The sequence below is a fragment of the Microbacterium bandirmense genome (assembly GCF_037204185.1).
GTDB classification, from domain to species: Bacteria; Actinomycetota; Actinomycetes; order Actinomycetales; family Microbacteriaceae; genus Microbacterium; species Microbacterium bandirmense.
Genome location: NZ_JBBDGM010000006.1, coordinates 228,432 through 239,847, shown reverse-complemented (window position 1 = coordinate 239,847; position 11,416 = coordinate 228,432). Strand labels below are relative to the sequence as shown.

The 11,416-nt window shown below is 65.7% G+C and carries 11 protein-coding genes; 6 read left to right on the top strand and 5 right to left on the bottom strand.

Features of this window, described 5'->3' with window-relative positions; genetic code table 11:
• Positions 1-7: 7 nt before the first annotated feature.
• The 4 genes from WDU99_RS09230 to WDU99_RS09215 all read right to left on the bottom strand — a co-directional run bounded on the left by WDU99_RS09230 (position 8) and on the right by WDU99_RS09215 (position 4,665).
• Complete coding sequence (locus WDU99_RS09230) at positions 8-1,378, bottom strand: aspartate aminotransferase family protein (protein ID WP_337332157.1); 1,371 nt, start codon at positions 1,376-1,378, stop codon at positions 8-10.
• Between the two features lie 100 nt (positions 1,379-1,478).
• Positions 1,479-2,639, bottom strand: coding sequence for an acyl-CoA dehydrogenase family protein (locus WDU99_RS09225; protein ID WP_337332156.1), 1,161 nt, complete (start codon positions 2,637-2,639; stop codon positions 1,479-1,481).
• Positions 2,636-3,421 carry an alpha/beta fold hydrolase gene (locus WDU99_RS09220; protein ID WP_337332155.1) on the bottom strand — a complete coding sequence of 262 codons (786 nt, stop codon included), beginning with the start codon at positions 3,419-3,421 and terminating at the stop codon, positions 2,636-2,638. Before WDU99_RS09220 ends, WDU99_RS09225 begins: the two co-directional genes overlap by 4 nt.
• Before the next feature lie 35 nt (positions 3,422-3,456).
• Positions 3,457-4,665, bottom strand: coding sequence for an MFS transporter (locus tag WDU99_RS09215; RefSeq protein ID WP_337332154.1), 1,209 nt, complete (start codon positions 4,663-4,665; stop codon positions 3,457-3,459).
• A gap of 343 nt (positions 4,666-5,008) precedes the next feature.
• Here WDU99_RS09215 and nrdH point away from each other — a divergent pair, with 343 nt between their 5' ends.
• From nrdH to nrdF, 5 genes are read left to right on the top strand one after another with little or no spacing between them, the layout of a single operon-like run.
• Positions 5,009-5,242 (top strand): glutaredoxin-like protein NrdH, encoded by a 234-nt coding sequence (nrdH, locus tag WDU99_RS09210; protein ID WP_241928093.1) that lies wholly within the window; start codon positions 5,009-5,011, stop codon positions 5,240-5,242.
• A gap of 21 nt (positions 5,243-5,263) precedes the next feature.
• The gene (gene nrdI, locus WDU99_RS09205; protein WP_337332153.1) at positions 5,264-5,698 is read left to right on the top strand and encodes a class Ib ribonucleoside-diphosphate reductase assembly flavoprotein NrdI; all 435 of its coding nucleotides are present in this window, start codon (positions 5,264-5,266) and stop codon (positions 5,696-5,698) included.
• Complete coding sequence (nrdE, locus tag WDU99_RS09200) at positions 5,680-7,839, top strand: class 1b ribonucleoside-diphosphate reductase subunit alpha (RefSeq protein ID WP_337332152.1); 2,160 nt, start codon at positions 5,680-5,682, stop codon at positions 7,837-7,839. Before nrdI ends, nrdE begins: the two co-directional genes overlap by 19 nt.
• 12 nt (positions 7,840-7,851) lie before the next feature.
• A complete protein-coding gene (locus WDU99_RS09195; RefSeq protein WP_337332151.1) occupies positions 7,852-8,667 on the top strand; it encodes an NUMOD3 domain-containing DNA-binding protein in 816 nt (271 codons plus the stop codon).
• Positions 8,664-9,644: a class 1b ribonucleoside-diphosphate reductase subunit beta gene (gene nrdF / locus WDU99_RS09190; RefSeq protein ID WP_337332150.1), complete on the top strand. Its 981-nt coding sequence runs from the start codon at positions 8,664-8,666 to the stop codon at positions 9,642-9,644. Before WDU99_RS09195 ends, nrdF begins: the two co-directional genes overlap by 4 nt.
• Before the next feature lie 90 nt (positions 9,645-9,734).
• Here the strand turns inward: nrdF and WDU99_RS09185 are convergent, their stop codons facing one another.
• Positions 9,735-10,115 (bottom strand): VOC family protein, encoded by a 381-nt coding sequence (locus tag WDU99_RS09185; RefSeq protein WP_337332149.1) that lies wholly within the window; start codon positions 10,113-10,115, stop codon positions 9,735-9,737.
• A 232-nt stretch (positions 10,116-10,347) separates the two neighbouring features.
• On the opposite strand from WDU99_RS09185, the gene WDU99_RS09180 reads away from it, so the two are divergent.
• Entirely contained in the window at positions 10,348-11,415 is a 1,068-nt protein-coding gene (locus tag WDU99_RS09180) for a fatty acid desaturase family protein (protein WP_420063999.1), read from the top strand.
• Position 11,416: the final 1 nt, after the last annotated feature.

Below are 11,416 nucleotides of genomic sequence, written 5' to 3'. Positions count from 1 at the left end.
GGGTGGGTCAGAGGATCCGCGCAGCCTCCGAGAGCACACCGCGCAGGATGCCGCCGATCTCGCGGAACTCGGCGGGGCCGATGGTCAGCGGCGGAGCCAGCTGGATCACCGGGTCGCCGCGGTCGTCGGCTCGGCAGTACAGGCCGGCGTCGTACAGCGCCTTCGACAGGAAGCCGCGCAGCAGCCGCTCGGACTCATCCTCGTCGAACGTCTGCTTGGTGGCTTTGTCCTTGACCAGCTCGATGCCGAAGAAGTACCCGTCGCCGCGGACGTCGCCGACGATCGGCAGGTCGAGCAGCGTCTCGAGCTCGGCGCGGAACAGCGGCGAGTTCTCGCGCACGTGGGCGTTCAGGCCCTCCTCCTCGAAGATGTCGAGGTTGGCGAGGGCAACGGCCGAGGAGACCGGATGCCCGCCGAAGGTGTACCCGTGCGGGAAGTAGGTCTGCCCCTTCGAGAACGGTTCGTAGATGCGCTCCGAGATGATGGTCGCGCCGATGGGGGAGTACCCGCTCGTCATGCCCTTGGCGCAGGTGATCATGTCGGGCACATATCCGTACGCGTCGCACGCGAACATGTGCCCGATGCGTCCGAAGGCGCAGATCACCTCATCTGAGACGAGCAGCACGTCGTAACGGTCGCAGATCTCGCGCACGCGCTGGAAGTACCCGGGAGGCGGCGGGAAGCACCCGCCGGAGTTCTGCACCGGCTCGAGGAACACCGCGGCCACCGTCTCGGGCCCCTCGAACTGGATCATCTCCTCGATGCGGTTCGCCGCCCACAGGCCGAAGGTCTCGGGGTCATCCGCGGGGCCGTTCATCTCGGCCGCGCGGTAGAAGTTCGTGTTCGGCACGCGGAAGCCGCCGGGGGTGAGCGGCTCGAACATCTCCTTCATGGCGGGGATGCCGGTGATCGCCAGTGCCCCCTGCGGTGTGCCGTGGTACGCGACCGAGCGCGAGATGACCTTGTGCTTGCCGGGGCGGCCCTGCAGCTTCCAGAACTGCTTCGCGAGTTTGAACGCCGTCTCGACGGCCTCGCCGCCGCCCGTGCTGAAGAACACCCGGTTCAGGTCGCCGGGGGCGTAGTCGGCCAGCCGGTCGGCGAGCTCGATGGCAGCAGGGTGCGCATACGACCACAGCGGGAAGAACGCCAGTTCCTCCGCTTGCTTCGCGGCCGCCTCGGCCAGGCGCCTGCGCCCGTGGCCCGCATTGACGACGAACAGTCCGGCCAGACCGTCGATGTACTTCCGTCCCTCGGCATCCCAGATATGGTGCCCCTCACCACGGACGATCACCGGAACCGCCGACGACTCCATCGTCGATTGACGGGTGAAGTGCATCCAGAGGTGGTCCTTCGCTTTCTGTTGCAGATCAGCGTTCATGTGTCGATATTGACACTGAAGTGCGCGTGAAGCAATAGAATTCGAAGGCTCGAGCAGTAGAACGGTGCGAAATCAGCATCCGATCTCTGGTCTCAGTACTTCAGCCGTCGAGCGGACCCAGCCACGCGCTCGCCGCCGTCGAGTGCGCTGATTCAGGGTCGGACGGGTGGAACATGCCCGCCAGAACGTCGCGGTACAGTCGCGACAGTTCGTTGGATGAGAAGTACGAGCCGCCGCCGGCGACGAGCATCGCCTCGTCGACGACGTGCTTGGCCATCACCACGGCGCGGTGCTTCACGCCCGACAGCAGCGTGAACCAGCGCGGTCCGTGATCGGCGCGCTCGTCAACGTCGCGGGCCAGCGTCGCGATCTGCGGCGGGAGGGCGTCGTAGGCCAGCGCCATGTCGGCGACGCGCCAGCGGATGTCCGGATCCTGACTGTACGTCTTGCCGCTCTTCTTCGACGTACGCTTCTGCGCCGTCTGCACGGCGAGCTCGAGCGCACGGCGGGCGATGCCGGTGTAGACCGAGGCCAGCAGCAGCTCGAAGACGCTGAAGATGCCGAACACGATCGGATCGGGATTCGGTCCCGGATCGATGCGCCGCACCACGTGCTCGGGCTTCGCGATCGCGTCGCTCAGACGGGTGGTGCGGCTCTGCGTGCCGCGCATGCCGAGCGTGTCCCAGTCGTCACGGGTCACGACGGCGTCGGTGCGATCGATGAAGGCGAACACGAGCTTCGGGGCATCGTCGCTGGCGGTGTCGAGGCCGTGCAGCCCGAGCTGCGTCCACACCGGCGCCAGCGAGGTGAAGATCTTCGTGCCGGTGAAGGAGTAGCCGCCATCGGACCGGGGCGCGGCGTCGGTGTCGCTGCCGAACAGCACCAGGTCGTTGCCGCCCTCGCTGATGCCGAAGGCGTACACCTCGCCGGCGACGGCGCCGCGCTGCACGAACTCCAGACCGGGCACGCCGCGGTCGCTGAACACCTTCGCGACGCCCGTCCAGACCAGGTGCATGTTGATCGAGAGGGCGGTGGCGGGGGATGCCGTGGCCAGACGCTGCTGCAGGATCGCGGCCTGCTCGAGGCCGAGACCGGCGCCGCCCAGCTCGGACGGCACCAGGATCGACAGGTAGCCGGCCTCGCGCAGCTCGTCGAGGTCGTGCTGCGGGAAGGTGTTCTCGCGATCGTGCACGGCCGCGCGCTCGCGGATGCGCTCGAGCAGGTCGTCAGGCAGGTGGTGCGTCGGGTCGAATGTGCTCATGCGAGGGCCTCCAGGATCTGTCGGATCGTCGTGTCGGGCTTGTCGCGGTGTGGTGAGTGTCCGGCGCCGGGCACGACCGACATCGTCACGCGCGGGTTCTCGAGCACCGACTGCGCGAGCGCGCCGGTGAACAGGCTGTACACCTTCGGGTCGGAGCCGACGATGTGCGTCGGCACCTCGAGGCGTGCGGCCTGCGCGCGCACGTCCCAGGGCTGGTTCTGGGCGCTGGTCTGCTCCACCGCCCAGCGGCTTCCGCGTCGCACGGCGTCGACCTTGAGCTCGATGTCCTGCGGATGCCAGTGCGGGTGCTCGGCGGCGACGGTGGCCGTGCTCGGATCGGCGAAGGCGCGCTCCTGACTGCGGCGGATGATCCCGGCATCCCGGCCCTCGACGTGGATCGCCGGGTCGATGAGCACGAGTCGCCGCCCCCAGGCGGGATCGGATGCTGCCGCGACGACGCTCGCGGCAGCGCCGAGGGAGTGCCCGATCACGGCATCCCAGGTGTCGGCGGGCGGGGCCTCGGCGGAGTCGACGGGGTCGGGAGCGTCGACGGGACGGGTCTCGACCAGGTCGGCCGCGTAGGCGGCCACCGAGTAGTCGAGGGCACGCGGCGCGTCGCCGTGGCCGCGCAGGTCGACCGCAGTCGCCTGCCAGCCGGCATCCGCCAGGGCGACACCGATGCGCCACATCAACGCCGCCGACGAGCCGAGGCCGTGCACGAGCAGGGCGCGGCGCGGACCTGCGCCCCAGACGAGGCGGGGGAGGGTCAGCGGTGCGGGCACGGTCACAGCCTACGTGTGCGCTGCCGACGGAGCGCTCAGGGCAGGACCGACTGGATGGGTTCGGTATCGGGATGCGGGCTCGGGTCACGACCGCGCAGATCGGGGAAGGCCCGCACGCACGTGATCGCCACGACCAGGCCGGCGAAGGCGAACAGCGCCGCCGCCAGGTAGGCGCCGGTGGGTCCGCTGTGGTCGATGAGGATGCCGGCGACCGCCGACCCCGCGGCGGCGCCGATCAGCTGACCGGTGCCGGCCCAGCCGAACGCCTCCGCCGTCTCGCTGAACTTCACGCTGGCGGTGGTGATCGCGAAGAGCACGGCCAGCGCGGGAGCCACGCCGATGCCGGCGAGCAGCAGGGTGCCGCCCAGCCAGAACACGTTCAGTGACAGCATCGTCAGGCACAGGCCGACCGTGACGATCAACAGCCGCCGGGCCATGGCCCACGGGCCGATCGGCAGGTGCCCGAGGGCGAGTCCGCCGACGAGGCTGCCGACGGCGAACACGGCGAGCACGAGTCCGGCCTCGAGACCGTCGTGTCCGAAGGTCGCGACGACGCCGACCTCCACCGCCGAGGCGGCGCCGATCAGCAGGAAGCCGATGACGGTGGCCAGCAGCACCGGCGGCTTGAGCACCACGCGCCCGAAGGCGCGGCGACTGCGGGGGATGCGCACGCGTCCCACCTGAGGAGACAGGATGAACCAGGCCCCGCCGACGGCGAGGATGGTCGCGACCAGCAGCAGGCCCTGCACGGTGCCGACCTGGGTCGAGACGACGGTGATCACCACCGGCGCGACGATCCAGATGATCTCCTGCAGCGAGGCGTCCAGCGAGAACAGCGGCGTGAGCTGCCCGGAGTTGACCAGCTTCGGGTAGATGGTGCGCACGGCCGACTGCACCGGCGGCGTCGACAGCCCGGCGAGCAGCGCGAGGGCCATGTAGCCGGGCAGGGCGAGCGGCAGCAGGGCGAGTCCCAGTACGGCCGCGGTGCACACGACGAGCGTGAGCGTCAGCACGCGCCGCATGCCCCAGGAGCCCATCCACCGGCTGGTCACGGGGCCGGCGACGGCCTGACCGACCGAGGCGGCGGCCAGCACGAGACCGGCGGCGCCGTACGACTCGGTGCGCTGTTCGACGTGCAGCAGGATGGCCAGGCTCATCATCCCGCTGGGGAAGCGCGCCACCAGCTGCGCCGCGATCATGCGCGCCACCCCGGGGGTGCGAAGAAGGTCCCGATATCCCGCCACGAGAAGAGCGTATCCGCGACACGCCGCGACACGCCGAGGGGCGTTCTCCACAGGAAATCGGATGTCGGTGGCACGCCTTAACGTGCTGCCTGTGGATGGATCCATCCGGGGGCGTGGCGAGGCGCATGAATCCGCGGTTCCGAGGTGTTCGCAGCGGTCCTCGGGCTGTGGAAGAAACGGTGGACAAGCTGTGTTGTATCTGGGGAGGACGGTGGAAAACTACACGGATGTAACTACTATCCCTTGTGGTCCCACCCAATGTCCGTCCCCATATGTAGTATTGGTACTCCCGGCGGGGGGTCTGTCGGAGAACATCGGATTAGAGGGGAATTCAGACGTCATCATGTCGATCACGGTCTACACCAAGCCTTCCTGCGTTCAGTGCAACGCCACCTACCGCGCCCTCGACGCGAAGGGCATCGAATACGAGATCCATGACCTGTCTGAGGACGCCACTGCGCTCGAGCAGGTGAAGGCGCTCGGCTACATGTCGGCACCCGTCGTCGTGACCGACGAGGGGCACTGGTCGGGCTTCCGTCCCGACAAGATCGACGAGCTCGCAGCTCGCCTGGCGTAGTCCGGATGAAGCGGGTGGATCATGAACGCGGTCGCCACCGAGGTACCGCTGCTGGTGTACTTCTCGAGCGTCTCGGGTAACACCGCACGGTTCATCGAGAAGCTCGATCTGCCCGCTCGGCGCATCCCGCTGCATCGCGCAGACGAGCCGCTCGTGATCGACGAGCCGTTCGTGCTGGTCACTCCCACGTACGGGGGCGGGCAGGGGCGTGGCGTCGAGAAGGGCGCCGTGCCCAAGCAGGTGATCCGGTTCCTCAACGATGAGCGCAACCGGCGGAACATCCGTGGAGTGATCTCTGCGGGTAACACCAACTTCGGCGAGGCGTTCTGTCTCGCCGGCGAGGTCATCAGCCGTAAGTGCAGCGTGCCGCACTTGTATCGGTTCGAGGTATTCGGCACGCAGGACGACGTCGATCGCGTGAGCGACGGATTGGAACGATGGTGGAAGCTACAGTGACGGACGCAGTCGAGTTCAAGGTGAACCCCGCCTTTGAGGGCCTGGACTATCACGCCCTGAACGCGATGCTCAATCTCTACGACGCGAACGGCAAGATCCAGTTCGACGCCGACAAGCGCGCCGCGCGGGAGTACTTCCTGCAGCACGTGAACCAGAACACGGTGTTCTTCCACTCCCTCAAGGAGCGGCTGGACTACCTCGTCGAGAAGGAGTACTACGAGGGTGCGGTCATCGACCAGTACTCGTTCGAGTTCATCCAGAAGCTCAACGACTTCGCCTACTCGAAGAAGTTCCGCTTCGAGACCTTCCTCGGCGCGTTCAAGTACTACACGAGCTACACGCTGAAGACGTTCGACGGCAAGCGCTACCTCGAGCGCTTCGAGGACCGCGTCGTGATGACCGCCCTCGCGCTCGCCGAGGGCGACGAGCAGGTCGCGCTCGACCTCGTCGACGAGATCATCTCGGGCCGGTTCCAGCCCGCCACCCCGACCTTCCTCAACGCCGGCAAGGCGCAGCGCGGCGAGCTCGTCAGCTGCTTCCTGCTGCGCATCGAGGACAACATGGAGTCGATCGCGCGCGGCATCAACTCGTCGCTGCAGCTCTCGAAGCGCGGCGGCGGTGTCGCGCTTCTGCTCAGCAACATCCGCGAGTCGGGTGCGCCGATCAAGCAGATCGAGAACCAGTCCTCCGGCATCATCCCCGTGATGAAGCTTCTCGAAGACAGCTTCAGCTACGCCAACCAGCTCGGTGCTCGTCAGGGTGCCGGTGCCGTCTACCTCAACGCGCACCACCCCGACATCATGCGCTTCCTCGACACCAAGCGTGAGAACGCCGACGAGAAGATCCGCATCAAGACGCTATCGCTCGGTGTCGTCGTCCCCGACATCACGTTCGACCTCGCGAAGAAGGGCGAGGACATGTACCTGTTCTCGCCGTACGACGTCGAGAAGGTCTACGGCGTGCCGTTCGGCGACATCTCGGTGACCGAGAAGTACCACGAGATGGTCGATGACTCGCGCATCAAGAAGACGAAGATCAACGCGCGGGAGTTCTTCCAGACCCTCGCCGAGATCCAGTTCGAGTCGGGCTATCCGTACATCATGTTCGAGGACACGGTGAACAAGGCGAACCCGATCAAGGGCCGCATCAACATGTCGAACCTGTGCAGCGAGATCCTGCAGGTGAACACGCCGACCACGTACAACACCGACCTGTCGTACGACCAGATCGGCAAGGACATCTCGTGCAACCTGGGGTCGATGAACATCGCGCTGTCGATGGACTCCGACGACCTGGGCAAGACCGTCGAGACGGCGATCCGCGCCCTCACCGCAGTCAGCACGCAGAGCCACATCAACTCGGTGCGCTCGATCGAAGACGGCAACGACCGCTCGCACGCGATCGGCCTCGGGCAGATGAACCTGCACGGGTACCTCGCCCGCGAGCGGGTGTTCTACGGCTCGGAAGAGGGCCTCGACTTCACGAACATCTACTTCTACACGGTGCTCTTCCACGCGCTGAAGGCGTCGAACAAGCTGGCGATCGAGCGCGGCGAGACCTTCGAGGGCTTCGAGGACTCGAAGTACGCGTCGGGTGAGTTCTTCGACAAGTACATCGACCAGGCGTGGCTCCCCGAGACCGAGAAGGTCAAGGAGCTGTTCGCCGGCCACCACATCCCCACGCAGCAGGACTGGGCCGAGCTGCGCGGCAGCATCCAGCAGCACGGCATCTTCAACCAGAACCTGCAGGCCGTTCCTCCGACCGGCTCGATCTCCTACATCAACAACTCGACCTCGTCGATCCACCCGATCGCGTCGAAGGTCGAGATCCGCAAGGAGGGCAAGCTCGGTCGCGTGTACTACCCGGCGCCGTTCATGACGAACGACAACCTGGAGTACTACGAGGACGCCTACGAGATCGGCTACGAGAAGGTCATCGACACGTACGCGGCGGCGACGCAGCACGTCGACCAGGGCCTGTCACTGACGCTGTTCTTCAAGGACACCGCCACCACGCGTGACATCAACAAGGCGCAGATCTACGCCTGGCGCAAGGGCATCAAGACGATCTACTACATCCGCCTTCGTCAGCTCGCCCTCGAGGGGACGTCGCTGGACGAGTGCGTCAGCTGCATGTTGTGACGAGGTGAATTCATGACCGTAGAGCCGGACCGTGTGGTGTCGCCGATTGTCGGCGTCGTGTATGCGGCCCGGCTCTACGAGTCGGGCGAATACCGCTACGTCGGGATGACGTCGAACACAGTGGAGTTCCGCCGCCGTCAGCATCTCAAAGCCGCACGGCGCGGGAAGAAAACGCCGTTCTACGATTGGCTGCGAAAGATGGCATCCGAAGAGGACGTGTACTTCCAGCCTGTGGAATTGATCATCAACGCGTCGCTCGAGGACCTTGGCCAAGCAGAGCAGCGCTGGATCGCGAAGCTTCGCCGCAAGGGGCACCGTCTGCTCAACCTCACAGATGGCGGTCTTGGGCCACGCGGATACGTCTGGACGGATGAGCAGCGCCGGGCAGCGGGAGACCGGTCCCGCGGTCGGAAGAGACCGGACATTGTTGCCGGACCTGATCACCCGACCTGGGGTAGAAAGCATACCGACGAGCTGAAGGCACACTGGTCTCTCACGCGCAAGGGGATGAATTCCGGCGTGGACAATCCGAACTTCGGAAAGTTTGGTGCTGAACACCCGAGCTACGGGCATCGCATGTCGGAGGAGGCGCGCCAACGCCTCTCGGAGATGCGACTTGGCGAGAACAACCCGAATTACGGAAAGTCCGCAAGCGCCGAGACACGAGCGAAAATGTCCGCGGTGCGGAAGGGGCGGCCGATGCCCTCCAGCCGGCGAAGCGCGCACACTCGCCACCACACGAACAAGGGCGTGTTCAAAGACACGTGCCAGCACTGCATCGATGACATGCGTGCGATCCACACCGAGAAGAACAAGGAAGAAGAATGACTCCCTCTCCGAAGCTCACGCTGGTCGACCACGTGCAGGCGATCAACTGGAACCGCATCGAGGACGACAAGGACCTCGAGGTCTGGAACCGGCTGACGGGCAACTTCTGGCTGCCCGAGAAGGTGCCGCTGTCGAACGACGTGCAGTCGTGGAACACGCTGACGCCCGACGAGCAGCTGATGACCATGCGCGTGTTCACCGGCCTCACGCTGCTCGACACCATCCAGGGCACGGTCGGCGCCGTGTCGCTGATCCCGGATGCGCTCACGCCGCACGAGGAGGCGGTGTACACGAACATCGCCTTCATGGAGTCGGTGCACGCCAAGAGCTACTCGTCGATCTTCTCGACCCTCGCGTCGACGAAGGAGATCGACGAGGCGTTCCGCTGGTCGGTCGAGAACCAGAACCTTCAGAAGAAGGCGCAGATCATCGTCGACTACTACCGTGGCGATGACCCGCTCAAGCGCAAGGTCGCCTCCACGCTGCTGGAGTCGTTCCTGTTCTACTCGGGCTTCTACCTGCCGATCTACTGGTCGTCGAAGGCGAAGCTGACGAACACGGCCGACCTCATCCGCCTGATCATCCGCGATGAGGCCGTGCACGGCTACTACATCGGCTACAAGTACCAGCGCGGGCTCGAGACCGAGACGGCCGAGCGCCGTGAGGAGCTGAAGGACTACACCTTCTCGCTGCTCTACGAGCTCTACGAGAACGAGGTGCAGTACACGCAGGACCTCTACGACGGCGTCGGCCTGACCGAAGACGTCAAGAAGTTCCTGCACTACAACGCCAACAAGGCCCTGATGAACCTGGGCTACGAGGCGATGTTCCCCTCGACGGTCACGAACGTGAACCCGGCGATCCTGTCGGCCCTGTCGCCGAACTCCGACGAGAACCACGACTTCTTCTCGGGCTCGGGCTCGTCGTACGTCATCGGCAAGGCCGAGGCCACCGAGGACGACGACTGGGACTTCTGAGTCGCCGCCGCCGACCCACGCGAACAAAAGTGAGGGCGGGGTGGATGCTGATCAGCATCCACCCCGCCTTTCTTCATGCGCGGCGGCCGGTCAGGCCTGCGCGCTGTGGTCCGGAAGCTCCTGCAGGGTCCACGTGTTGCCGTCGGGGTCGTCGAACGTCACGAAGCGGCCCCAGGCCTGCTCGTCGACGCCATTGGCCTCGACGCCGAGGCCGCGCAGGTGCGCGAGCGCCTCATCGGCATCGGGCACGACGACCTGGATCGTGTTCTGCTGCCCCGGCTCGAGATCGCCACCGAGTCCTGTGCCGAACGCGATCGAGCACGCCGACCCCGGAGGGGTCATCTGCACGAAACGCAGCTCATCGGTCACCGTCTGATCGTGGTCGGCGTTGAAGCCGATCTTCACGTAGAAGTCCTTCGCCCGGTCCACATCGCTGACCGGCACGAAGATCAGCTCGATCTTCCAGTCCATGCCTGTACCTTCCTGGTCGTCTCCCCCGTGGGGCTCACGCTACGCACGGTCACCGACATCCGTCACCATCGGTGCAGACCCTCGTATACCTTTCGCCGCATGTCGCTCCGCGTAGCCTGGAGTCAGCGATCGGCAGATGCCCTTGGCTTCCATGGCTCAAGGGCTTCTCGATCGGCAGGAGAAAATCATCTCTCTCACCTACGAAGACGTAAAGACAGAGACCACAGGCGCGATCCGCCAGACCTATTCCGGTAACGCGGAGTTCCCGCCGATGGCGAGGGCCTACAAGGACGTCCTGCACGTCGTGAAGGAGACGGGTCTGCTGGGCCGCACTCCGGTGTTCTACTCGCTCGTCGGCGGCGCGATCCTGCTCGGCTTCGGCGGTGCCGTCACCGGTTTCATCCTGCTCGGCGACAGCTGGTTCCAGCTGCTCATGGCCGCTGCTCTCGGCATCCTCTTCACGCAGGTCGCGTTCCTCGCGCACGAGGCAGCACACCGTCAGATCCTCAGCTCGGGGCCGGCGAACTTCCGCCTTGCACGGATCCTCGCCGGCATCGTCGGGATGAGCTACTCCTGGTGGGACTCGAAGCACACCCGCCACCACGGCAACCCGAACATGGTCGGCAAGGATCCCGACATCGAGGTCGACACCATTTCGTTCCTCGACGAGGATGCCGCGCGCTCCCGTGGCGTCGTCCGCTGGATCACCCGGCGACAGGGCTGGCTGTTCTTCCCGCTGCTGACCCTCGAAGGACTCAACCTGCACCGGCTGAGCTTCGCCCACCTGTTCTCGCGCGACAAGGTCAAGGGGCGCTGGATCGAGCTCAGCATCATCACCGTGCGCTTCGCCGTGCTGCTCGTGCCGCTGTTCCTGCTGCTGCCGATGGGCATGGCGTTCGCGTTCTTCGGCGTGATGGTCGCCGTGTTCGGCGTCTACATGGGGGCATCCTTCGCCCCGAACCACAAGGGGATGCCGATCATCGCCCCTGGCGCGCGACTCGACTTCTTCTCGAAGCAGGTGCGCACCTCGCGCAACATCTCCGGCGGCTGGTGGGCGACCTGGATGTTCGGCGGACTGAACTACCAGGTCGAGCACCACCTCTTCCCGAGCATGTCGCGACTGCACCTCTCACGCGCCCGCGAGATCGTGCGCGACTACTGCACGGCCAACAACGTGCCGTACACCGAGACGACCCTGCTGCGCTCCTACGGCATCGTGATCCGCTACCTCAACCAGGTCGGCCTCGCGGCGCGCGATCCCTTCGACTGCCCGATCACCGCACAGTACCGGCGCGCCTGAA